Raw genomic sequence first — 25068 nt, forward strand, 5'->3', positions numbered from 1 at the left:
GTATATGAGTAAAATTTATCAGGTAACAGGAATTGGATTAAATGAGAAGAGCCTGCAGCTGCAGGAAACAATTTTTCATAATGCCAATGGCTATATCGGAGTACGCGGCACCCTGGAAGAAGGCGTTCCAGCAGATTTCGACACCATGCGGGGCATGTATATTAATGGCTTTTATGATATTGCACCTATGAAGCAGGCAGAAAAACTTTGCAATCTCGTGGAAGACAAAGAGAGTATGTTAAATGTGGCAGATACCCAGACCATAGAGGTGTCCTTTGACGGGCAGAAATTTTCCATGGCGGATGACGCAGACTGCCGTTATGTAAGAACGCTGGATATGGAAAAAGGAATTACCAGACGTGAAGTAGACTGGAGCAACAAGGAAGGAAAGCAGCTTCATTTTAATATTACAAGAATGGCTTCCTTTGAAGAACGTTCCCTTTTTACCATTGATTATTGCTTCCAGTCCATTGATTTTTCCGGAACAGTAGAAATACATTCCAGACATTTAGGACTGGTCAGAAATTATTTTAATCCAAATGACCCAAGACTGGCAGGGGAAAGCCACAATCATTTGAAAAAAGAAGATGTTCACATATGCGAATCCGGTGCATGTCTCGTAAGTTCTACCATAGAGAGCCATCTTAAGGTGGCAAGTGCAGTGGCAAACATAGTCACTGTTAACCAGAAGCGCCAGCCATCAGAAGTAGTAACCTATGATGAGACCGCACATGCAATGGACGTAAGCTACCGCTTTGATATACGGCCGGGAGATGAAGTAAGAATCATAAAATACAGTATTTTTACAGATTCTATCCGGGAAGAGGATTGCAGAAAAGCCGCAGACGAGAAGCTTTCCAAAGTAGTGGAGCAGGGAATTGCTTCTTATTATAAAAAACAGCAGGAATATTTAAAAGAGTTCTGGAACAACTCTTCCATGGAAATCGTGGGAGACAGAGACTTAAATGAATCCCTCTGCTTTAATATGTATCAGCTTCTGCAGTCAGCCGGTTACGACGGATATTCCAGCATTGCGGCGAAAGGCTTAAGTGGTGAAGGCTACGAAGGACATTATTTCTGGGATACGGAAATGTTTATGGTACCGTATTTTGCCATGACCAATCCGGCAATCGCTAGAAAGCTTTTGGAATACCGCTATAAGACATTGGGAAAAGCCAAAGAAAATGCGGCTTTATTAGGACATAAAAAAGGTGCACTCTATCCATGGCGTACCATTACCGGCAAAGAATGTTCCGGTTATTTCCCATCCGGAACAGCCCAGTATCATATTGATGGAGATATTGCATACGCAGTTATTTTATATTATAAGACCAGCGGTGACTGGGAATTCATCAAGGAAATGGGTTTAAAGATTCTCTTAGAGACCAACCGGCTGTGGCTTGATGTAGGAAACTACTATAAAGACCGCTTTGTAATCAATGATGTAACCGGACCGGATGAATATACCTGTATTGTAAACAACAATTATTATACCAATGCCAGCGCAAAATACAGCATGCAGTGGTTTTTGAAATTTGCAAAACGGCTGGCAGAAGAAAAAGAAGCTTATCAGGAATTTTGTAAAGAAAATGACCTGACAGAGCAGGAAATCGAGGCAATGGAAGAAGCGCAGGAGAAAATGTATCTTCCATATGATGAGACATTTGGAATCAATCCGCAGGACGATTCTTTCTTGGAGAAACCGGTGTGGGATTTAGAGCATACACCACAGGAAGAGTTCCCGCTGTTACTGCATTACCATCCATTGCATTTATACCGCTATCAGGTATGCAAACAGGCAGATACTGTACTGGCACACTATCTCTTCCCGGATTATCAGGACAGAGAAACGGAAGAAAAATCATTCCTGTATTATGAGAAAATTACAACCCATGATTCCTCTCTTTCTACCTGTGTATTCAGTATTATGGCATCCAGACTTGGTCTTAAGGACAAGGCATATTACTATTTTGGCGATTCAGCCAAGATGGATTTATTAAATACACACAAGAATAGCCAAGATGGAATCCATGCAGCCAATATGGGCGGCAGCTATATGGCAATTGTCAATGGATTTGCCGGATTACGGGCAGAAGAAGAGACACTTTTCTTAGCACCATCCATACCGGAAAAGTGGCAGGGATATCATTTCCGTGTCCGTTATCATGGAAGCCTGTTAGAGATATGCGTAAATAAAGAAACCTGCAGTGTAGAACTGTTAGAAGGCGAAGCGGTTTCACTTTGCATCTATGGACAGGAGTATACGGTGGATGCAGGCAGCCGGAAGGCAGAAGTATCTTATCAGGAGAATTAGTAAAGAATAGAAAAAAGAAGGTGAAGTTATGAAATATAACGTAATACCGGTTCAGACGCCAAAGGCGACCGATGCAAAATTGTATACTTATATTTTAGATAATTTTGAAGAGATTGACAGCAATCGTACCCGACCGCTGGTACTTATCTGCCCGGGCGGCGGCTATGAATTTACCTCCGACCGGGAGGCAGAAGCAGTTGCGGTGCAGTATATTGCCAGAGGATTTCATGCCTGTGTTCTGCGTTACAGCGTGGCACCGGCAGAATTTCCACAGTCCTTATGCGAACTGGCATGGAGCGTTGCATATTTAAGAGAACATGCCGGGGAATATGGCATCAAAGAAGATAAGATTATCGTAGCCGGTTTCTCAGCAGGCGGTCATCTGGCAGCAAGCCTTGGTGTGTTCTGGGACAAAGACTGGCTGGCAAGAGAAACAGGACTTACCGCAGAGCAGATGCAGCCAAATGGATTACTGCTTTCTTATCCGGTAATTACATCCGGAACATATGCACATCACGGCAGCATTGAAAACCTGATGGGAACGAAAAAGAGCAAAGAATTAGAAGAGCTTTTAAGTTTGGAGTATCAGGTAGGAAAGCAGGTACCGCCGGTATTTATCTGGCATACTTTAACCGACCAGTCGGTGCCAATCCAGAATACCCTGATGTTTACAGAAGAACTGGTGAAAAACCAGGTTTCTGTAGAAGTTCATATTTTCCCGGAAGGACTTCATGGACTCTCTCTTGCCAATGAAGAAACACAGATTACAGAAAATGGATTCGGCATTCAGAAACGTTGTCAGGACTGGATTACATTAGCTGGAAAATGGGTAGCGGATTTATAAGATTGGAGGACAAGATGAAATTTAAAGGAATTTTATTTGATCTGGATGGAGTACTAGTTCATACGGATAAACTCCATTATCGTGCCTGGAAAAAAATAGCGGATGCCCGTGGAATTCTATTTAATGAAGAGATTAACAACCTGCTGCGGGGTGTAAGCAGAATGGAAAGCCTTGAAATTATTTTAAGAAACTACCATGGACCGGCACTTTCCCAGGAAGAAAAGGAAGCACTGGCAGAAGAAAAAAATAATTACTATAAAGAAGAATTAAAAAGCATGACACCGGATGATGTAACAGGTGAAGTCCGGGAGACCTTAGCTGCATTAAAGGCAGCAGGCATAAAAGTTGCGATTGGTTCTTCCAGCAAGAATACCAAATTTATTTTAAAACAGGTAGGACTGGATGATGTATTTGATGCAGTTTCTGACGGCACCAATATTACAAAATCCAAACCTGATCCGGAAGTATTTTTAAAAGCGGCAGAATACATTGCTCTTGCACCGGAGGATTGTCTGGTGGTTGAGGATGCAGTTGCCGGAATTGAAGCAGCAAAGAACGGTGGAATGAAGGCTGCCGGAATCGGAGATGCCGCTTTCTATGAGAAAACGGATTATCCGATGACAACATTTGCTGATCTTAAGGAAATTGCATTGTGATTTATTATACATATCCGGGTTTCCGGAATAAGGCACTGACCATAAGCTATGATGATGGCTTATGGTCAGATGTGCATTTACTGGAAATATGCAACCGTTATGGAATCCGGGGAACCTTCAACCTGAATTCCGGCTGTATGCAGGAAGAGAGAAGAATTGGAAAAGACAGGATAGCGGAGCTTTATAAGGGGCATGAAGTTGCAACCCATGGCGTGGAACATCTGACCATAGCCCGCTGCCCTATGACGGATGTAGTAAAAGAAATATTAAACGACCGCGAGGCATTGGAAGAACTGACCGGAAAAATCGTCTGCGGTCATGCTTATCCGAATGGTTCCTACAGCCATGAAATAAAAACACTTCTTCCCTCCCTTGGCATCCATTATGCCAGAACAGCAACGGACAGCGGAAAATACACGCATCCGCAGGATTTCTATGAATGGAATCCTACCTGTCACCATAACAACAGACTGATCGAACATGCGAAAGAATTTCTTGCCTTTGATCTGCCACAGTTCCAGTATCTTTTCTATGTCTGGGGACACAGCTATGAATTTGACCGGGATAAGAACTGGGATGTGATAGAAGAATTCTGCAAAATGACAGGCGGCAGGGAAGATATCTGGTATGCTACCAATGCAGAGGTCTGCCATTATCTTATGGCAGTAAAAAGCGTATATACCAGCGTGGATGAAAAAATATTATTTAACGGAAGCGGACAGGATATTTATCTTCTCCGCAACGGAGAGAAAATCTGCATTCACCCGGGCTTATATTCTGTTTAAAGTCATGGTAAATTGAGAAAAATTATGCTATAATTCATGCGTTACACTGACTTTACAGGTGGGATGAAGGGGTGGAAAGGAGACATCCGGTGGACAGCAATCGTTATCCATGTCAAAGCAAACGGAAAGACAGTCTGCTACAAGAAAAAAACATTGCTAAGAATCATGGCGTATTTTGTGAAACAAAACCTGATTTTCATAATCTTCTCTCCGGATATGTTTTTCCCCCTCCATCCCACCGGAAAATAAGATAAAAGGGGAACACATAATGTTAGCAATGATTGAATCCATCAACAGTGCAGTGAATAATTTCATCTGGGGCGTTCCAGCCATGATCTGCATTATCGGGGTCGGACTTTATTTGAGTATCCGGACCAACTTTCTACAGATTCGTAAATTCCCATATGCGATGAAAATTACATTAGGGCGGATGCTCAAGAAAAGAGAAGCCTCTGACGGAGCACTGACTCCATTCCAGGCAGTCTGTACGGCACTGGCGGCAACAGTAGGAACCGGAAATGTAGCCGGCGTGGCAGGTGCGATAGCCATTGGTGGACCGGGAGCTGTATTCTGGATGTGGATATCCGCATTGCTGGGAATGTGTACCAAATTCTCGGAAGTAACCCTTGCGGTGCATTTCCGGGAAAGAAATAAAGAGGGCGATTACGTTGGCGGACCAATGTATTACATCAAAAATGGATTAAAGAAACACTGGCACTGGCTGGCATATCTGTTTTCTGCATTTGGTGTGCTGACGGTATTCGGAACCGGTAATGCCACACAGGTCAATACCATTACAACAGCAATTGATTCTGCATTATATAATTATAATCTACTCTCAGAAGATGGAGCAGCAACCTTAAATCTTGTTATCGGAATCGTACTGGCGGTTCTGATTGCACTGATTCTCCTGGGCGGAATCAAGAGAATCGGACAGGTGACAGAGAAACTGGTGCCATTTATGGCAATTATGTATATTCTGCTGGCAGTAGGTGTCGTAGTAGTACATATAGGAAGCATTCCGACCGTATTTTCTTCTATTATACGGGGCGCATTTGACCCGGCAGCCGTAACAGGCGGTGCAGTGGGAAGTTTCTTTATGAGTATGAAAAAAGGAGTATCCCGTGGAATCTTTTCCAATGAAGCAGGACTTGGTACCGGCTCTATTGCACATGCCTGTGCAGACACCAGAAAACCGGTAAAACAGGGCTTCTTTGGAATTTTTGAAGTATTTGTAGATACCATTGTAATCTGTACTTTAACTGCACTTGTCATTCTTTGCAGTGGAGTTCCGGTTGGATATGGTGCGGCAGCAGGCGCAGAACTTACCATCAGCGGATTTACTTCTGTATATGGCGGCTGGGTGTCTATTTTTACTGCAGTTGCCATGTGCTGTTTTGCATTTTCAACGATTATCGGCTGGGGACTTTACGGAACCCGCTGTATAGAATTCCTGTTTGGAAGCAGAGCCAATAAGCCATTTATGCTCCTTTATTCACTGGTTGCCATCGTGGGTGCAACTATGAATCTGGGACTGATGTGGAGTATAGCAGAGACTTTTAACGGACTTATGGTAATCCCGAACCTGATTGCGGTATTCTTATTGTCCGGCGTCGTGGTGAAGATGGTAAAAGATTATTTTGATGGCAAAGAAGAAGTAAGCCAATAAGAAATAAAGAAGCAGTCCGGCGAGGCAGCCGGTTATCTTTCATTAAAAGATGACCGGCTTTATTATATTCTGGTGCCGCTGCTGGAGCAGAAACGGGCGCAGGTGAAAATCCGGGTGGCAGCAAAACAGGACAGGGCGAATACCAGAGGACAGAAACGTTATCAGAATCTTGATTTCTGGATAAAAATACCACTGAAGTATGCCGGAACTTTCCCGGAAAGCGTTGCATTACAGATAGAAAACCTGCTTTTATCCTACGAAAAGAAGATTCATGCCAGAAGCGAATTGTAAAACAGATAAAACAATGCTATAATACACTCTGTATATGTATGTGGTCGTAACAATTGTGTAAAAATATCCGCATTTATATAGGAGAAATTTATGAAGAAAAAAATCAAGCTGAAGGGTCATCTGAAAAATTATATGTACTGGCCGCTGATGCTTACTATTTTGCTGGCATGCATGAACGTGCCGATGTATTTTGTAAATGAAGGGGCAGCGTTACTGGTATCCATTTTCCTTGGGATTTATCTCATTGTTGTGGTGATATCTTATAATGTTAATAAACCGGTGCTGGTGAATGAGCTGATTAATTTTGCCACTCAGTACGGAACGGTGCAGAAGAAGCTGCTCAATGAATTCGAAATACCGTATGCACTTTTGGACTATAACGGAAAGGTTCTCTGGGTCAATGAGAAATTTACGGAGATTACCGGAAAGACCAAGAATTTCCATAAATCCATCACCAGCATTTTCCCGGGCATTACCAGAGAGCTGATTCAGCAGGAGCAGTTCGTGGAAGATGTAAATATGGTCTGGCAGGAGCATAATTTCCGTATTGAAATGAGCAAGATTTATTTTGAGGAAATGGCGGAAAACAGCAGCATTGTATCTATTGAAGAGGATGAACAGTATCTGACAGCGCTGTACCTTTTTGATGAGACAGAGCTTTATAATTACATCCGTGAAAATGAAGAACAGAAGCTGGTGGCAGGTCTTGTATACATAGACAACTATGACGAGGCGTTAGACAGTATTGAAGACGTAAAACGTTCACTTTTAGTGGCATTGATTGACCGGAAGGTAAACCAGTATTTTACGAAAATGGATGCGCTGGTGCGTAAGATTGAGAAGGATAAATACTTTGTGGTATTCCAGCATAAATATCTTGCGGAGCTGCAGAGCGACCGGTTCAGCCTGATTGAAGATGTTAAGACCGTCAAAGTCGGAAATGAAATGGCGGTGACTTTAAGTATCGGAATCGGTGTCGGCGGTGATACTTATAATCAGAATTATGAATATTCCCGTATGGCAATCGATCTGGCACTGGGCCGTGGTGGTGACCAGGTTGTGGTTAAAGAGGGTGAAAATGTTGTCTACTATGGTGGAAACAGCAAGCAGGTAGAGAAGAACACCCGTGTAAAAGCAAGGGTCAAAGCCCATGCGTTGCGGGAGATTATCGAGAGCCGTGAGCATGTTATGATTATGGGACATTCCATTTCCGATACGGATGCTTTTGGTGCGGCAATCGGAATCTACTGCGCCGCAAGAGTATTAGGAAAGAAAGCGCAGATTGTTTTAGACCAGGTAACTTCCTCCCTTCGTCCGTTGAAGGAAGGTTTTACCACAGAGAAGGGTTATCCGCCGGATATGTTTGTTTCCAGTGAACGTGCGCTGGAGCTGACGGATTATAACACACTGGTTATGGTGGTGGATGTAAACCGTCCGAGCCATACGGAGTGTCCGGGTCTTTTGAAGCGGACCGACAGTATCGTAGTATTTGACCATCACCGCCAGAGCAGTGAGGTCATTTCCAATCCGGTACTTTCCTATATTGAGCCGTATGCATCTTCTACCTGTGAAATGGTAGCAGAGGTGCTGCAGTATTTTACAGAAAATATCAAGCTGGCACCTCATGAAGCGGACTGTATTTATGCGGGAATCTTAATCGATACCAGCAACTTTATGACTAAGACCGGTGTCCGTACCTTTGAAGCAGCTGCTTATCTGAAACGTTGCGGAGCGGAAGTAACCCGTGTAAGAAAAATGCTTCGAAATGATATGGATGCCTACAAAGCCAGAGCAGAAGTGGTCCGCCATGCGGAAGTATACCGCGGTGCATTTGCCATTTCCATCTGTCCGGCAGATAAGATTGAAAGCCCTACCATCGTAGGAGCCCAGGCGGCAGATGAGCTGTTAAATATTGTCGGAATCAAAGCGTCCTTTGTATTAACCGAATATCAGGGCAAAATATATGTAAGTTCCCGTTCCATTGATGAAATCAATGTGCAGAAAATCATGGAACGTCTTGGGGGCGGCGGACATCTGAACATGGCGGGCTGCCAGCTTCGTGACTGTACCGTGTCCCAGGCAAAACGCATCATAGAAGACACCATAGACGAAATGCTTGAGGAAGGAGATATAGAAGAATGAAAGTAATTTTATTAGCAGATGTAAAATCCCTTGGAAAAAAAGGTGAGGTAGTAAATGTAAGTGATGCTTACGCAAGAAATCAGTTAATTCCGAAGAAATTGGGAGTTGAGGCAAACAACAAGACCTTAAATGACTTAAAGCTGCAGAACAAACATGCAGATAAGGTTGCAGAAGAGAATTATCAGGCAGCATTAAAGCTGGCAGATGAGATAAAGGATAAGACCGTAGAAGTGAAAATGAAAGCCGGAGAGGGTGGAAGAACCTTTGGTTCTGTATCCACCAAAGAGATTTCCCAGGCAACGCATGATCAGCTGGGTCTTGAGTTAGACAAGAAGAAAATGCAGTTAAAAGAAGCCATCAAATCATTTGGTGTATATGAAGTGCCGGTTAAGGTTCATCCAAAGGTAACTGCAACATTACGTGTAAAAGTAACGGAAGAGTAGATTAGGAGGAACCTCCATGGAAGAGGCACTGGTAAAGCGGATTATGCCAAACAGTCTGGAAGCCGAGCAGTCAGTTATCGGTTCCATGATTATGGATAAAGAAGCAATTATGACAGCCGGAGAGATTCTCATTGAAGAGGATTTCTATCACAAGCAGTATGGAATTCTGTTTGAATCCATGCTGGATTTGTTTAATGCAGGAGAACCGGTTGACCTGATTACATTGCAGAATAAGTTAAAAGAAAAGGATGTGCCGGCGGAAATCAGCAGCCTGGAATTTGTAAGAGACTTAGTAACATCCGTACCGACATCCGCCAATGTAAAATATTATGCCAATATCGTCAAAGAGAAGGCAGTTCTGCGTAAGCTCATTAAGACTACCCAGTCCATTGAAGATGAATGTTATCTTGGAAAAGAAAGTGTTGAAGATATTCTGGCAGATACCGAGAAGAGTATTTTTAATCTGGTGCAGAATCGTGGCGGCGGAGATTATGTCCCGATTAAGCAGGTCGTAATCAATGCACTGGATAAGATTGAAAAAGCATCCAAGCAAAAAGGCTCCGTAACCGGAATTGCTACTGGCTTCGTGGATCTGGATTACCAGATGGCAGGTCTGCAGCCTTCCGATTTGATTCTGATTGCAGCCCGTCCTTCCATGGGTAAAACGGCGTTTGTATTAAATATCGCACAGTATGTAGCCATTCATTCCCAGCAGACCACAGCAATATTCTCTCTGGAAATGAGTAAGGAACAGTTGGTAAACCGTATGTTTTCTCTGGAATCAAGAGTAGATGCCCAGAAGCTGCGTTCCGGTAATTTGACAGATGCAGACTGGGAAATGCTGATTGAAGGAGCAGGCAACGTAGGCCGTTCCAAATTAATCATTGATGATACGCCGGGTATTTCCATATCCGAGCTTAGAAGTAAATGCCGTAAATATAAATTAGAGCACGATTTGAAATTAATCATCATCGACTACTTACAGTTGATGTCCGGCTCCGGCAGACATTCCGAATCCCGTCAGCAGGAAATCTCAGATATTTCCCGTTCCTTAAAAGCGCTGGCCCGTGAGCTGAATGTGCCGGTAGTGGCACTGTCCCAGTTGAGCCGAGCCGTAGAACAGCGTCCTGACCATCGACCAATGTTATCCGACCTTCGAGAGTCCGGAGCTATCGAGCAGGATGCCGACGTTGTAATGTTCATTTACCGTGATGATTATTACAACAAAGACAGTGAAATGAAAGGAATCTCCGAAATCATCGTAGCCAAGCAAAGAAACGGTCCTATCGGAACCGTCAACCTGGTATGGCTGCCTCAGTACACGAGATTTGCCAATATGGAGAAATAAACATTCCCGGGTGTTGCCTGAAAAAGCAGCATCCGGGGTTTTTATATATATGGGTAGAAGGAAAATTGTCGATGAAATAAGTTGAATATTTTTGTAAAAATCGTATAATAGAGGAAGAAAATACGCAAGAAAATACGTAAGATAATACGTAAGTTAATGGAGGTATCATATGGGGAAATATAAACCGCCTTTTACTATAACAAATAAAATATTATCTCATGTAGCATCTATTTCCGAAAAGATAGGACGTATAACAGCAATCAGTAATCTTGAAGCAAAACCGCACCTGAGAAAGAATAACAGAATAAAATCGATACATTCCTCTTTGAAAATTGAAGCCAATTCATTGACGTTTGGACAGGTTCGGGATGTAATTAACGGTAAGACTGTATTTGGTGAACAAAGAGAAATTCAGGAAGTAAAGAATGCCTATGCTGCTTATGAGCGTCTTTCAGAAATTAATCCTTATAACATTCGACAGTTAAAACAATTTCATGGAATTATGACAAAGTATCTTGTGGAGGAATCCGGTGAATTTCGTTCCGGTGAAGAAGGTGTCTTTAATGGAAATCAATGTATTTTCATGGCTCCACCGGCACAACTTGTACCACAGCTTATGGATGAGTTATTTACCTGGATGAAAGAAGCGAAGGATAATGTACATCCACTGATTTTAAGTAGTGTATTTCATTATGAGTTTGTATTTATCCACCCTTTTTCGGATGGCAATGGCAGAATGGCAAGACTGTGGCACACGGCTATTCTCTCGGACTGGAAACCGGTGTTTGAATATATTCCGATTGAAAGCCAGATTGAGAAGTTTCAGGATGAATATTACGATGCCATTTCCCGGTGCCACGTTGCGGGAGAGTTTACAATTTTTATTGAATTTATGCTGGCTCAAATTGATAAAATTCTGGATGATATTTCTGTTCAAATTAGTGAGAAAAATGAATATCTTTCGGAAGCAGTACAAAAATTGCTTGAAGCTATGGAATATGATGTTCCTTATACAAGCAAAGCGTTGATGGAAAAACTTGGATTAAGTTCGAAAGAGGGATTCCGAAGAAATTATCTTCAGCCATCACTTGAAATGAATTTGATTCAGATGACGATACCGGATAAACCGAACAGCAGAAATCAAAGATATGTGAAAAGCTGATAATATGAGAAAACAAGCAAAGCAAGTTTCTTATAATTGTCAGTTATTTGGATCAAAGAATGTGCCTCGGCACATTCTCGCGCCTGCGGCGGTCGCTTGCGACATCTACCTTATACGCCGCAGTTCCCCGCTACAATTCCCGTCCGCATTTCGGACAATACTGAAAGTCTTCTTCTGTCGTAAATCCACAGTAACTGCAATGTTTCATATGATTTTCATATCTACCAAAATGCAGGGTATCGAGAGGAATCTTCTTAACCTCTCCTCTGGCAATTGCCTTGCCTAAGTCGGCACTGATTTCGGTGGTGGCATTACAGCAATTCATGCGCACATAGTAGTGGCGGTTCCATTTAAACAGCGGAATAAAAAAGAAAGAAAAGAACATGTAAGTCATATACACTTCCAGATGTCCATATTTTCCGCAGCAATTACATATTTCTAACTGGTCAAAAGCCAGCTTTTTCTCACCATTTGAAATTCCCATAATAAAAAACATAAAGCAAAACCATCCTTCCTGCATCTTTTGTATACCATAACGCATTTTCCGGATTCCTGCAAACCCATTTTCCTTTATCAAAATCCCATTACCAGACGGAATATGAAGCTTTTCCCCATAGAATGGACAAAAATCATCCGGCGTAATATCTTTTAAATGTAACTGCCGGTGGCAGATAGGACAGCGGATGGTAAGAACACCGAAAATAATTGCACCGAAAGAAATAAAAATTTACCTACAAAATCTCCACATAGGGCTTGACAAATACATAAAAAAATTATATCTAAAATATAGAGCAGTTTTCTATATAGAGAGAAGGGGTGAGTGCATGAAAAATTATAATATTTTAATAGTATTTATTCTAATTTCAATTCTATCTGGTTGTGGTGGAAAAAACTATTTAGGAGAAAAGATAGTGGTTTCTACAACAAATCTAAGGTTAATAGAAGACAATAATTCTTTTCTGGAACAGATTGGACAAATAATAGAATCCCAGCAAGAACAAGGTGAAGAATCAGAAGAAATAGAGAAAGAAGAGAATGCTGGTAAAGATGAAGATAGTTCTGTGGATAATATAACGGGATTATCAGATCCTATTCGTTTAAAACAAATGGGAATTGGTGAAGTCTTAAAAGAATGCGATAAAGTATTAAAGGACAGCTATTCGGTTTCTGATGATTGTCAGGTAATGGAAGGTGCATTTTATCTGGAGAAAGATGGAAACCTTCTGGGACGTTATGCTGCAAAGTCAGAATTCATCATTTTTGATAAAGTAAATGATAAAAAATATCAGATTTCATTGGATGGCATGGAAAAATCCGTTGAGATAAAGGAAATCAAAGAGTCTGAATCGGCAGATACCATGCAGGCTATGCCGTGGGATGCTGTACTGGAAATGGTAAATGCATTGGATTTTGATACGATAGCAGAGCCGGAAGATGATTATATTTTACTGAACCTTGCAGGAGAGGTAGAGGTCGGTTCCAATGGAATCAATCCGGCATCCGGCAAAAATAAGAAATTTTATGCCATCGAAAATGGGACCATGGTGAGTGCAGACCAGCAGATGATACGTGGAAAGCAATATGCGCTGGAGCTGACAGGAGCCACGAATGAAGATGGAAATGCATTGACAGCGGGCAGCCAGATTGTGGTAAAACATGTTGCAGGAGTCTTCCTGAAATGTCAATAATTGTGCGAACCATGCACAATATGTCGGAATAATACGATGGAAAATAATTGCACTGACAAAAGCCGCAGCGTTATAATTTTAAGGAAGAAGCAGTAGCAAAGGAGGAGCAATTATGGACAAGCAACGGTATATGATTTCAGATGCTGCAGCACTTGTAAATGTAGAATCCCATGTACTTAGATACTGGGAAGAAGAGTTAGAACTTACGGTACCCCGCAACGAAATGGGACACCGTTATTATACAAAAGAAAACATTGAACAATTCATGAAGATAAAAGAATGGAAAGAGCAGGGTTATCAGTTAAAGGCAATCAAGCTTTTAATACATAATGGCGGCAGGGAAGATGCACCGGAGCTATTAGCGGCAACAGCAGCATCGGAGCCGGCGAAGCAGACTCTTTCCACGGAGGTAGAGGACAACACAAGGCGGATGGAGCAGTTCCAGCATATGATGGCACAGATTGTAAAAGGTGCGATTGCCGAAAACAATCATGCACTGGGAAAAGAAGTCAGCGAACTGGTGCGGGATTATGTATTAAAAGAAATGAATTATCTGATGAGGGAACAGGATGAAGCGGAGGAAGAACGCTATAAGAAACTGGACGAGCTGATTCGTCAGAGCCTGAAGGCAAAGGGAAAGAAAGAGAAGAAGCTGTTTCATAAGAAACAGGAATGGAAACCGAATGAAGCATAGCCTCACAAATGAGGGCATAACTACGAGAAACACGCTTTGCGAGTTTCTTGCATAAAAAAGAAGCTGTGTGGCGAAACCAACAGCTTCTTTTGAATTAAGTACGAAAATTATTCCTGGCTGATAGCTCCTGTAGGGCAAGCACCTGCACAAGTTCCACACTCGATGCAAGTATCAGCAGCGATTTCGTATTTTCCATCTCCTGCAGAGATAGCTCCAACTGGGCATTCGCCTTCGCAAGTACCGCAGCTTACACATGAATCAGAAATTACATATGCCATTTTATCGTCCTCCTTTAAAAATAATAAACAATGTATAGGCTAAAATTCTAGCTTGCAATTATTTTAATACAAAAAATTGCGATTTACAATACTTCTCCATCATGTACTAAAGAAAAAGCAATCGTGTATATAATCGTGGACAAAAGGGAAAACTAATTGCATATTTTGCCGGGAGGGATTATAATAACACCATTGAAAACAAGAAGGAGGAAAAAAATATGGCACAGATTAATAAGGATACCATGATTGGTGAATTACTTCAGATCGATGAGAATATTGCACCGATTCTTTTAAACATAGGAATGCATTGTTTAGGATGCCCATCTTCACAGATGGAGACAATTGAACAGGCAGCAATGGTTCATGGAATCGAGCCACAGTCTTTGGTTGATGAAATCAATGATTTCCTTGCAAAAGACGGCAAGTAAGAAATAGAGACAAATAAAAGACCAGAACAGTCCGATAATCGAATGCCGTAAGGCTTGAAAATATCGTGCGTTCTGGTCTTTTTTTGTAGTCGTGCATCCGTAAGAAGCTGTCAGTGACAGGTTCTGCAGATTATAATGATACAGAAATAGTGTGATAGAAAAAGTGAGTTTTGAAGTTAAAATATACAGGTAAGATTGTATAAAATATACAAATATTTATAATTCGTTTTGATAATAATTGATATTGACAGAAAAAATGAAAAATACTAAGCTTTTAATAGTTATTGAAAACAAGAGGAGAGGGAGTTATGATGACAAGAAAATTCTTAGTTGCGGTTATCGCTATATTTGATATTCAAAGTCTTGGATATCAAATTTCCCAAAATAAAATCATATAGAGAAATGTAAGCAGAGGATTCCGGTTCTTTAAGTAAAGAAAAGAGAATTCTATTTTGTGATATTTAAATTCATTTCCAAAATATTGGAAATTGACAAATGATGCAAGTCCGTTTGCTGTTTCTGTAAAAAATGAATCACAGGCGCGCAGCACATTCTCATACCATAACAATATCTGGAAGGTACACATCTTAAAGAATGGAAAGAACTTATATATATTGCAGGTGGGGTTAGCCCCACCTGTAAAAGGAGTAGATATGAAAATAAATAACTGCAAAAAAGTTATTAAAACAATTGCCTTTTATACAGTAGTAATAATATGCATAGCAATTTTATGGCAGCAGGCTCATCTGCCATATGAACGAACAGAATATCAGAAGATAGCGGAAAATGACACAGAAAAGGAACAGAGTTCAGTATCTTTTCCGGAAGAATATAAAAAAACAGTGAACGATAGTTTTGCGTTTGATGCAAAGATAATTACAGGGGAAAATATTGATTATGAAAATTTATATGCATCAACAGCAAGCATTGTTTATCCGGATGCGGATAAGTGGAAAACAATGTTCTTAAAGGATAATTTAAACTATGAAGAAAGCTGTTTTGAAACAGAAAGCCGAAATGGGGACAGGTTGAATGCCGAAGTTTACGATAATGAATTAGAAGGATTTTTACGTTTAGATGCCGAACAGGGACTTTACTGGAAAGAACCGTTAATGAGATATTTAGTGCAGGTACTGCATATGAATGGTGAATATGGGGCAGAGGATCCAATGGATAATGAGGCTGTATTTAGGGATGCAGATGATTTATCTGGTTTTGACAGAACGCAGGCGTGGGAAAGCGCATGTGAACAAATGAATCAGCTTGGAATAGAGGAAGGTAATTTACAATACAAGGAAAGTTATTGTATGCACATAGAAGATTTAGAGGAGCAGACGCAAAGATTATTAAAGGATGGCAGTTTATCCGAAGAAGATGCAAAAGAAGAATGGTCAGAAGAGGAAGAGGGTTATCTATTCTATTTTTCTCAGACTTTACAGGGAATCGAAATTTTCCGGTATGAAAATATCAGGGATTATCCGGGAATGTATGGTGATATGCAGGTGTATGTAATGAAAGATGGATTAGGGGAACTTCAGATTCCTGTTTTATATTCCTGCAAATTAGAAAAAAAGAAGTTATCACTGGTTTCTTTTGATAAAATTGCAGAGGTTTTAGAAAAGAACTATGGAAGTGTTATTACGGAAGAACCAATAACTGTTCGGAAATGTCAGCTTGTAATGTATCCATTACAAAAGAAGAACGGGGTATATGATATGGTGCCGGTATGGATATGTCAGATTGGGAAATATCAGGGAGAAGGACGGAATGAATCATATAATTATATACCAATTAATGCTGTCACAGGAGAAGAGATGGTTGAACTGGAGGTAGAGTAGTAATATGCTGAAAAAATATTTAAAAATGGATTTATACAGGGTATTTACTTCAGCACCGTTCTGGCTTGGTGTAATAGGAGTATATATTATTATGAATCTAATGGCGAAAGTTGGCCAGCCGGCAATAGATGTTATTAGCAGATATAAAGTTATGAAATTTCAGAGTGTTACAATTGCAATATTTGCATTTAGCAGCTTTGCATATGGAAATGCATTAAGAGAAGATCAGGAACATCATTTTTGGCAGAATGAAATTTTGCGTGGAGATTTAAAGAGTTATATATGGTCAAAAGTATTAAGCGGATTTCTGGCAGCAGATATTACTGTTTTCGCAGGACAGTTACTCTTTTTTCAGCAGGATAGTTTTTGGCATCCCCTGCTGATGTTAGAGGATGAATTTTATACAGCAAATGGTGTCGATTTGCGTGGGAATTGTTTTGGATGGTTTGCAATGCATGGAATGCCAATATTATATTTGGTTTTTTCTGCAATTATATTTGGATTGTTAGGAGGCATTCTGTGTCTGGTATCCATGCTGCTGTCTCTATTGGCTAAGAATCAGATGTTTGCAATCTGCATTCCTATGGCTGGTTATTATTTTATCGTTACATATCTTGGCGTATTATTTCCACAAGGTGGTATTTGGGATTGGAATTCTCTATTTATGTTTTCTACAGATGTATTTGGAAATGCATGGATAAGTCTTGGATACATATTCTTAATGACAATACTTTGTGTTATCGTATTGGGTAATTTGATTGCAGCCAGAGTAACAAAAGAGATAAGGGGGGAAAGTATGTGAATTTGCAGTCAAAAATACAGAATCTTTATTGCAGAATGAAGTCCATGCGTTTTTTGACATTACTTATCATTTGGGGATTTATGGTAGATGATATGTTAAGACTCTACCGGAATCTTGCAATGGAATTGAACGTAAAAGACAGTTTTGCAATATTACCTTTTATTCAAAATGATGATTTCTTTATGAAGGTTGTACTTTTAAGTGTGTTATGTTTTTATTCGAATGCTCCATTTATGGAGAGAAATGAATTATATTTTGTACAGCGTATAGGAAAAAAGCGGTGGGGAAGTCGAAATATTTTTTATATTTTCGGAAGCAGTATTTTATTAGCTGTAATACTGGTATTATTAAGCATTTTATTGAACTTTCCGGCAGTTGATTTTAGCAATTCATGGGGAAGTCTGTACAGGACGGTTTCTGTTTATGGTATGGAAAAATATCAGATTCCGCTGATTGTGGATACAAAAGTAATGTCAGCATTTACACCCTACCAGATGATGGGGCATGTAATTTTAATGGATATATTAGCATTTGCAGTAATTGGAATGCTATTATATACATTAAGTCTTTATGTTAGAAGAGTAGGTGCATATATAGTCACTATTCTGCTTATTTTCTTTTCTACAATGGTAAACTATCTGGATGCCGGTGCAAAATTAGGACTTATATATTTTTCACCATTTTCATGGGAAAATGTGGGAAATTGGAGATATGGATATGATTTGAGTAAACCAAATTTTGTATATATCTATGTAGGTTATTTTCTGATTCTGTTTCTGCTGGTGGTTGCAGGTCAGAGACAGATTCAGAGAATAGACTGGATAAGCAGGGAGGAATAGCTATGGCAGAGGTTATTAAAGTAGAACATATTGAGAAATCTTTTAAAAAGCATAAAGTATTAAAGGATGTATCATTGACTTGTGAAAGTGGAAAAATATATGGAATTGTAGGGTATAATGGTTCAGGAAAATCAGTACTTTTTAAGTGCATTAGTGGATTTTATCTTGTAGAAAAAGGAACAATAACAGTTCGTGGGAAAATGGTTGGAAAAGATATGGATGTGGTTCAAAATCTGGGAACAATTATTGAAGAACCGGCATTTATAAAGCAGTACAGCGGACTTAAAAATCTTGAACTGTTATATATGATTAATCATAAGAAAAATCGGGAATATGTAAAAGAAAGTATGAGAAAAGTCGGACTTGATCCGGAGCTAAAGAAACCGGTAGGAAAATATTCTCTGGGTATGAAGCAGCGTCTTGCAATTGCACAGGCAACCATGGAAAATCAGGATATTCTCATTTTAGATGAACCGATGAATGGATTAGATAAAGATGGGGTTGAACAAATGAGGAAATTGTTTCTTTCTTTTAAAGAAGAGGGAAAAACTTTACTACTGGCCAGTCACAATCGAGAGGATATAGAATTATTATGTGATGAAGTATATGAGATGGAGCATGGTCGGTTACATAAATTAGAAAGATAAACAAAAAAAGAATTGCCATTGAGTGAAACTCAAAGCAATTCCTTTTTATCGTTTTTAAATTTCCGCCAGTACCTGCAGTGCCTGCTCTTTAATCAGAGGCAGGAAATGCTCATCGAAGTAAGCCTGCGAAGCACGGCTGTATTTCTCAGTGGAAGCGTATTCCGATAAGATGTTGCAGACCTTATTGAAATCTTCCGGAGAATGGTGTCCCTTGTGCAGTACCAGATAAAAGGCACTCTTATTCGGATTCTTGTAAAGGAAATTCCGGTCGTTATAAAAGCCATTTAAAATACGGGCAAGATTGCTGATTTTCTCTAAGCTGTCGAAGACGAACAGCCGGGTAATATCTACCACCGGTTCTACGACAGGCTTCGGAGCAGGAGTGGCAGCCTTCTTGACAGGAGCTTCTGCCGGGGCAGCAGCCTTCACTGACTTGGCAAGTTCGCTCTTCTGCTTCTCCTGAAGCTGTTTGAAGAAGCCTAAAATATCATCGGCTCCGGCTGCAGGAGTGTTCTTTGCATCTGCAAAATCCGGATATTCATTTTCGTCCGGCTCTGAAAATTTGGAAAACCGGGTGTCTAACTCTTCCGGGTATTCTACCTTGGTAATAATAAGCAATACTGTATCTTGTGTCAGGGGAACGGCTTCTATCATAAGAGGCATATCCTCGGCTTCAAATCCAAATTCATAATTCGCCTGCTGCATCATGTCACGAAACAGGGACTTTGCTTTTTCCGTGCCATATGCTAACTCACTCAGCTTCAGATGGCGGTCATCTAAGTCTGCTCTGGTAAGTGTGCAGCGAATCTGGTTATCATTCACTTTTTCAATTTTCATAAAAATCACTTCCTTATCTATAGAAAATTGTATGAAGTTTACGCCTATATTATAATGGAATGCAAAATACTTGTAAACCGGTAAAAAATATTAAAGTTTTCTAAAAAGTCTAAAAAAACAGATTTTCTATTGCAAAGCCTAATTGCTTTGTGCTATAAACTATTCCAAGAGATGCGTTCCGGTTCCTTTGAAAGAAGGAAGGGGCGGAACATATAGAAACACAAATTTTGTTTGACAGATACGAGCTGTTGTCGGAGTTAGGAAGCGGCGCAGCAGGAAAGGTATATCTTGCCAGACATCTGAAGTTGGAGACATATCGTGCAATAAAGTGTATTTCAAAGACACGTTCTATGCCGTCTTCAATTCTTTCTGAAGCGAATATTCTCGCTAAGTTACGACATCCCGGGATTCCAATTGTATATGATATAGAGGAAGATGAAGCCTTTTATTATATCATTGAGGAATATATCGAGGGTGAATCGTTAGAGAAGTTGCTTTGGAATACGTCAGTTTCCCAGGAGTATATGATACAGATTGGCATACAGCTTTGTGGAATTGTTTCATTCCTGCACAGCCAGAAACCATTTCCGGTATTACATCAGGATTTAAAACCGTCGCACATTATAGTATGTGGGAATCAGGTAAAATTAATCGATTTTGGAATTGCATCATATATTACCAGTCGTGGAAAAAATTATCAGAACTATGGAACAAAAGGTTTTGCGGCACCGGAGCAGTATGGGGAACATGAACTGCATACGGCAAGCGATATTTATGCAATCGGGGCTGTTTTTTTGCTTTATGTTAAGAAGCATTCCCACAAAAGCAGCCCGGCATTCCGGCATATCGCACAAAAAGCCACAAGAAAAAATCCAAATAAGCGTTACAAAAGCGCCGGGGAATTACAACAGGCACTGACCCGTGCGTTAAAGCAGAAGGGGAATCGGAAAGAGCATCTCTTAAAAAGCATATCTGTTGTGGGGGCAGAATCCGGAGTCGGAACCACCCATATAGCCATTGCACTGACTTCATTTTTTAATGCGGGGGGCGCAAATGCCCTGTATCGGGAAATTCAGTCCGAAGAAAGGGAAAAGATAAGTAATGTGGTGGAACAAATTGGGCGGAGCCGTGAGGCAGAGTGCGAAGAAGATATCGTCATCTGCCGGAATTTCCGGGGAAGTGAGTCTATCGGCAGCGGGGAAGATACACTCATTTTCGATTATGGAGCTGCAGTGGAAGAAGCCTGCATGGAAGAGGCTGAGATTACAGTACTCGTAGTGAATCTGTCTTTGTGGAAGCGGGAGGCTTCCATGAAAGCCTGGCAAACGTTACGTTGTGTACCAAATCTTAAAATTATCTGTAATCACAGTAGCCCCATGGAGGCGAGAGAATTTGCAGCTTTCATCGGAAGAGAAGTGTACTGTTATCCGAGGGACACAATGCCATTTGATGGTGGCAGAGAAAAGGAAGCATTCTTCACACAAATGCTTTCGAAAGAAGGGAGAAGATAACAAACCATGGAAGAAAGAAAAAGTATCGGAATATTTGGTGTGCAGCAGGGCGTGGGTGTGACGCATCTGTGCACTGCGCTGACCCATTACTGTGCGGACTGCCTGAAAAGTCACACGGCATTGGTGGAATTAAGTGGAAATCACGAATTGGAAGAACTGCAGAAACAGCAGCAGGGTAAATGGGGGCGGCCGGACAGAAAACACTATTTTGCAAATGCGGGAAGTGATAATATGCCGGAATATATCCGACAGGGCTATGAATATTACATCATAGACGGCGGAAGTGAGTTTTACAGGATTCGTCGGGAATTCTTGCGCTGTGACCGGAAGCTGATTCTGGTTTCCTTAAGTCCATGGAAACGAAAGGAATTAGAGTATTTTATGTCCGTCATATGGGAAGAGGAAAAGTATTTGGATAACGTGACGTTTCTGGCACAGTTTGGGATGAAAAAAGATAAAAAAGATTTTCAGAAACAATACCGCATACCAATCCATACCCTTCCTTTTATGGAGGACCCGCTTCATTTAAAAGAAGCAGAGCGCCTGTTTTTAAAAACTTTAGTTTAACATATCACGAACGCTTATCCTTTTGGAAAAGGAAAGTAGAAAGCAGGCATGTAAATTTAACAGAAACCAAAAATAAAAAAAGATGAATAAATAGAAATATATGCTTTTGATGTGAGAAGGTTACCCTGAATGCTTACTCACACCGCTGCAGAATGCAGCACAATGTAAAGAAAAAGAAAGGTAAGAGGCACAGACAAAAATGATAGTCTGTGCTTCTTTTTACGCGGGAAACTCGTAAAGCGTGTTTCTCGTAGTTGCGACCAGACATTTGTAAGAAACTGACGGTGGCTGCGGCTGAAGAACAAAGAGAGTTTCCGGGAGAGTTTCCGGGTGGTTTTTACTTGAAATTTTCCCATCAATGACGTATGCTTATGGCAAAGAAAACAAAAATGGAAAACCATAAGAAAATAGAACAGTAAAGTACAGGAGGACGCAGGCTTGGAGAGAACGCAGCGAACGAACAGACCGACAAATGGAAATAGAAATAGAAACAGGAACCGCAGACGGAACAGAAAAAACACGAAATTAGCACCGGTTATTGTGGTAATCGTATTGATATTACTGGTGCTGCTGATTGCCGTAGGAACGAAAATTATTCAGAAATATATTCCGAGTAAAGAGCATCAGGATATGACAGAATATTATCATTTACAGGCGGATGATGATATTTCGCTGGTGGTGGATCATGAAGTGTTAGAAACACCGGGCAAATATATAGACGGCGAAGTATATGTGGATTATGAAACGGTACATGACCGCTTCAATGACCGTTTTTACTGGGATGCCAATGAAAATGTATTGCTTTATACACTGCCTGATAATCTCGTTACCGTGGCAGCAGGCAGCAATACTTATCAGGTAGGGAAGGAAAACCAGAGTGCAGATTATACAATTGTCCGGAATGACAGCAATACCATGTATCTTGCACTTGATTTCGTAGAGCAGTATACCAATATTACCCACGAAGTATATGAAGGCCCGAATCGTACCGTAATCAATACCGTGTGGGGGGATGTGGATACAGCACCGGCGAAGAAGGCAACACAGCTTCGTTTAAAGGGCGGTATCAAGAGTCCGATCGTGAAAGACTTAGAAAAAGGTGAGACCCTGACAATTTTGGATGCAGGTGACAGCTGGACCAAAGCCATGACAGAAGATGGTGTTATCGGATACCTTAAGAATAAGTTCGTAGGAAAAGTAACCACTGAAACCTTGAACAATGATTTTACAGAGCCGGAATTTACCCATATTTCCAAGGACTTTACCATAGAAATGGCATGGCATCAGGTGACAACAAAGGATGCCAACAGCACCATTGCAACGGTATTGCAGAATACCAAAGGAATCAATGTAATCGCACCGACCTGGTTCTACTTAAATGATAATAACGGTAACATTGCAAACCTTGCATCGCTGGATTATGTAAACTACTGCCATCAGAATAATATTGAGGTCTGGGGACTGGTAAGCAATCTTGAAAATAAGGAAGTGGACACAGCTGCTGTTCTGACCCATACCTCTACCAGACAGTATCTGGTCAATCAGATTATTTCAGCAGCAATCCAGTACGATTTGGATGGAATCAATCTGGATTTTGAATCCTTAAACAGTGAAGCAGTGGGAGACAGCTATATCCAGTTTATCCGCGAACTTTCCTTAAAATGTGCAAACAACGGCGTGGTATTATCCGTGGACAACTATGTGCCGAGTGCTTATACCGCATTTTATGACCGGGAAGAGCAGGCAAATTTTGCGGATTATGTAGTGATTATGGGATATGATGAGCATTATGCCGGCTCAGATGAAGGATCAGTTGCATCCATTGGATTTGTAACCAACGGAGTAGCCGATACCTTAAAGGAAGTACCTGCAGACCAGATCATTCTGGGATGTCCATTTTATACAAGAATATGGGCAGAGACACCAAAGGCAGATGATGAAGAAGATACAACAGCTGCAGCAGCAGAGGACTATGTACCATATGATTTGACCAGCGAAGCTGTTGGAATGGATACGGTACAGAAACGTCTGGAATTAAATGGAGCAACGCCGACCTGGTCGGAAGAAGATGGGCAGAATTACGCAGAATATGTAAATGATGGGGTTACCTATAAAGTCTGGATAGAAGACGCAGCTTCCCTTGAGAAGAAGTTAGAAGTCATGAAGTCAAATAAACTGGCGGGAATATCTTTCTGGAAGCTTGGCTTTGAGACAGACAGTATCTGGGATACCATTATAAAATATACAAATAACTAAAGTGTAAAACCGCAAAGGAGAGGCCCGTGAAAAAGTTGTTATGGATATTTCCGAAGAATTCTCCAGGGATGGCGACAAAGTAGTGGAAGCCGGACAGGAACTGAAACGGATTGTAGTAGAGATTACCGAAGAAATTGCGAAGTTTAAAGTAGATTAACAGATAAAACAGGATAATTGAGCCGGCACTTTCATATTTATTATAAAGAAAAAAATTAGGAAGTGTGGTTTGAAAAAAAGAATGGAATTATATATGGCAGTTCTTCTACTGGTGGCAGTATGCCTGTTATCAAAAGAAGGAGCAGTGCTGGTAAGCAGCATGCGGGCAGCAGAAGAAAAGCCATGTATCGTTGTGGACGCAGGCCATGGCGGTGATGACCCAGGCAAAATCGGGATTCACGGCGAACTGGAAAAGGACATTAACCTTGCCATTGCAAAGAAGGTAAAAGCCCGTCTGGAAAAAGAAAATATAACAGTGATTCTGACCCGGGAGACAGACGAAAGTCTTGATAAAGGGGAGAGCGGCAGCAAAAAGGTGGCAGATATGCGTAACCGCTGCCGGCTGATTGATGAGGCGAAGCCGTTATTTACCATAAGTGTCCATCAGAACAGTTATACGGAAGAGTCCATAAGCGGAGCTCAGTGCTTCTATTTTGGACAGTCCGAGGAGGGCAGAAAAATTGCCGGGATTATGCAGGAAAGCCTGCGGTCGCATCTGGATACGGAAAATAAGCGGGAAGCAAAAGCCAATGAGAGTTATTATCTCCTGAAAAAAACGGCATATCCTACGGTAATCGTAGAATGCGGCTTCTTAAGTAATTCTGAGGAGGCCGCGAAATTATCTACCGGGGAATATCAGGAGGCAGTGGCAGAAGCTATTGCAGATGGAATTCTAGACTGTCTGGGCAATGAAACAGCAGATACAGAAGAAGCCGGCATGAGTAATGAGACTGCAGATACAGAAAAACAGAAAGTGAAACAGCATTGAAATGCATCAGAAATAAAGAAAGATTACAAAAAAGATTCCAGCCA

General features: G+C 40.9%; 24 protein-coding genes. 21 read left to right on the plus strand and 3 right to left on the minus strand.

Features of this window, described 5'->3' with window-relative positions:
• Positions 1–4: 4 nt before the first annotated feature.
• From DWV68_RS06360 to DWV68_RS06410, 10 genes are all read left to right on the plus strand, one after another.
• Entirely contained in the window at positions 5–2314 is a 2310-nt protein-coding gene (locus DWV68_RS06360) for a glycoside hydrolase family 65 protein (RefSeq protein ID WP_118057748.1), read from the plus strand.
• A 28-nt stretch (positions 2315–2342) separates the two neighbouring features.
• Positions 2343–3158 carry an alpha/beta hydrolase gene (locus DWV68_RS06365; RefSeq protein WP_118057749.1) on the plus strand — a complete coding sequence of 272 codons (816 nt, stop codon included), beginning with the start codon at positions 2343–2345 and terminating at the stop codon, positions 3156–3158.
• Between the two features lie 14 nt (positions 3159–3172).
• Positions 3173–3814 (plus strand): beta-phosphoglucomutase, encoded by a 642-nt coding sequence (gene pgmB / locus DWV68_RS06370; RefSeq protein WP_118057750.1) that lies wholly within the window; start codon positions 3173–3175, stop codon positions 3812–3814.
• A complete protein-coding gene (locus DWV68_RS06375; RefSeq protein ID WP_242994288.1) occupies positions 3811–4599 on the plus strand; it encodes a polysaccharide deacetylase family protein in 789 nt (262 codons plus the stop codon). The genes pgmB and DWV68_RS06375 overlap by 4 nt, the downstream gene beginning before the upstream one ends.
• A 268-nt stretch (positions 4600–4867) precedes the next feature.
• The gene (locus DWV68_RS06385) at positions 4868–6268 is read left to right on the plus strand and encodes an alanine/glycine:cation symporter family protein (protein WP_117842215.1); all 1401 of its coding nucleotides are present in this window, start codon (positions 4868–4870) and stop codon (positions 6266–6268) included.
• 114 nt (positions 6269–6382) lie between these two features.
• Positions 6383–6559, plus strand: coding sequence for a hypothetical protein (locus DWV68_RS14380; protein WP_156454673.1), 177 nt, complete (start codon positions 6383–6385; stop codon positions 6557–6559).
• 90 nt (positions 6560–6649) lie between these two features.
• Positions 6650–8701, plus strand: coding sequence for a DHH family phosphoesterase (locus DWV68_RS06395; protein ID WP_117947274.1), 2052 nt, complete (start codon positions 6650–6652; stop codon positions 8699–8701).
• Complete coding sequence (rplI, locus tag DWV68_RS06400; protein ID WP_117842217.1) at positions 8698–9144, plus strand: 50S ribosomal protein L9; 447 nt, start codon at positions 8698–8700, stop codon at positions 9142–9144. Before DWV68_RS06395 ends, rplI begins: the two co-directional genes overlap by 4 nt.
• Before the next feature lie 16 nt (positions 9145–9160).
• Positions 9161–10492 (plus strand): replicative DNA helicase, encoded by a 1332-nt coding sequence (gene dnaB, locus DWV68_RS06405; protein ID WP_117699176.1) that lies wholly within the window; start codon positions 9161–9163, stop codon positions 10490–10492.
• A gap of 169 nt (positions 10493–10661) precedes the next feature.
• Positions 10662–11654 carry a Fic family protein gene (locus DWV68_RS06410; protein ID WP_118665326.1) on the plus strand — a complete coding sequence of 331 codons (993 nt, stop codon included), beginning with the start codon at positions 10662–10664 and terminating at the stop codon, positions 11652–11654.
• 130 nt (positions 11655–11784) lie between these two features.
• On the opposite strand, the gene DWV68_RS06415 is transcribed toward DWV68_RS06410, so the two are convergent.
• Positions 11785–12150, minus strand: coding sequence for a zinc ribbon domain-containing protein (locus tag DWV68_RS06415; protein ID WP_118088291.1), 366 nt, complete (start codon positions 12148–12150; stop codon positions 11785–11787).
• Between the two features lie 415 nt (positions 12151–12565).
• Between DWV68_RS06415 and DWV68_RS06420 the strand changes: the two genes are divergently transcribed.
• A complete protein-coding gene (locus DWV68_RS06420) occupies positions 12566–13342 on the plus strand; it encodes a hypothetical protein (RefSeq protein WP_147404531.1) in 777 nt (258 codons plus the stop codon).
• A 112-nt stretch (positions 13343–13454) separates the two neighbouring features.
• On the plus strand, positions 13455–14036 hold the full coding sequence (locus DWV68_RS06425; protein ID WP_022242563.1) for a MerR family transcriptional regulator: 582 nt from the start codon (positions 13455–13457) through the stop codon (positions 14034–14036).
• 107 nt (positions 14037–14143) lie between these two features.
• On the opposite strand, the gene DWV68_RS06430 is transcribed toward DWV68_RS06425, so the two are convergent.
• Positions 14144–14314: a DUF362 domain-containing protein gene (locus DWV68_RS06430; RefSeq protein WP_022242564.1), complete on the minus strand. Its 171-nt coding sequence runs from the start codon at positions 14312–14314 to the stop codon at positions 14144–14146.
• Positions 14315–14532: 218 nt separating this feature from the next.
• On the opposite strand from DWV68_RS06430, the gene DWV68_RS06435 reads away from it, so the two are divergent.
• The 5 genes from DWV68_RS06435 (at position 14533) to DWV68_RS06455 (ending at position 18868) form a co-directional block, all read left to right on the plus strand.
• On the plus strand, positions 14533–14742 hold the full coding sequence (locus DWV68_RS06435) for a DUF1858 domain-containing protein (protein WP_117699346.1): 210 nt from the start codon (positions 14533–14535) through the stop codon (positions 14740–14742).
• Positions 14743–15395: 653 nt separating this feature from the next.
• Positions 15396–16580, plus strand: a complete 1185-nt coding sequence (locus DWV68_RS06440; RefSeq protein WP_147404532.1) for a hypothetical protein — start codon at positions 15396–15398, stop codon at positions 16578–16580.
• Between the two features lie 4 nt (positions 16581–16584).
• Positions 16585–17382 (plus strand): hypothetical protein, encoded by a 798-nt coding sequence (locus tag DWV68_RS06445; protein WP_118665332.1) that lies wholly within the window; start codon positions 16585–16587, stop codon positions 17380–17382.
• A complete protein-coding gene (locus DWV68_RS06450) occupies positions 17379–18221 on the plus strand; it encodes a hypothetical protein (RefSeq protein WP_117842364.1) in 843 nt (280 codons plus the stop codon). Before DWV68_RS06445 ends, DWV68_RS06450 begins: the two co-directional genes overlap by 4 nt.
• A gap of 2 nt (positions 18222–18223) precedes the next feature.
• Entirely contained in the window at positions 18224–18868 is a 645-nt protein-coding gene (locus tag DWV68_RS06455; protein WP_117698866.1) for an ATP-binding cassette domain-containing protein, read from the plus strand.
• A gap of 54 nt (positions 18869–18922) precedes the next feature.
• On the opposite strand, the gene DWV68_RS06460 is transcribed toward DWV68_RS06455, so the two are convergent.
• Entirely contained in the window at positions 18923–19705 is a 783-nt protein-coding gene (locus tag DWV68_RS06460) for an adaptor protein MecA (protein ID WP_118057758.1), read from the minus strand.
• A 227-nt stretch (positions 19706–19932) separates the two neighbouring features.
• Here DWV68_RS06460 and DWV68_RS06465 point away from each other — a divergent pair, with 227 nt between their 5' ends.
• The 4 genes from DWV68_RS06465 (at position 19933) to DWV68_RS06480 (ending at position 25024) form a co-directional block, all read left to right on the plus strand.
• The gene (locus tag DWV68_RS06465; RefSeq protein ID WP_197420822.1) at positions 19933–21216 is read left to right on the plus strand and encodes a serine/threonine protein kinase; all 1284 of its coding nucleotides are present in this window, start codon (positions 19933–19935) and stop codon (positions 21214–21216) included.
• A gap of 6 nt (positions 21217–21222) precedes the next feature.
• Positions 21223–21783 carry a hypothetical protein gene (locus DWV68_RS06470; protein WP_118087993.1) on the plus strand — a complete coding sequence of 187 codons (561 nt, stop codon included), beginning with the start codon at positions 21223–21225 and terminating at the stop codon, positions 21781–21783.
• Between the two features lie 438 nt (positions 21784–22221).
• Positions 22222–24039: a glycosyl hydrolase family 18 protein gene (locus tag DWV68_RS06475; protein ID WP_197420823.1), complete on the plus strand. Its 1818-nt coding sequence runs from the start codon at positions 22222–22224 to the stop codon at positions 24037–24039.
• A 226-nt stretch (positions 24040–24265) separates the two neighbouring features.
• Positions 24266–25024 (plus strand): N-acetylmuramoyl-L-alanine amidase, encoded by a 759-nt coding sequence (locus DWV68_RS06480; protein WP_117841858.1) that lies wholly within the window; start codon positions 24266–24268, stop codon positions 25022–25024.
• The last annotated feature ends 44 nt before the right edge of the window (positions 25025–25068 follow it).

The organism is Roseburia sp. AF12-17LB, assembly GCF_003479605.1.
Lineage (GTDB): Bacteria > Bacillota > Clostridia > Lachnospirales > Lachnospiraceae > Roseburia_C > Roseburia_C amylophila.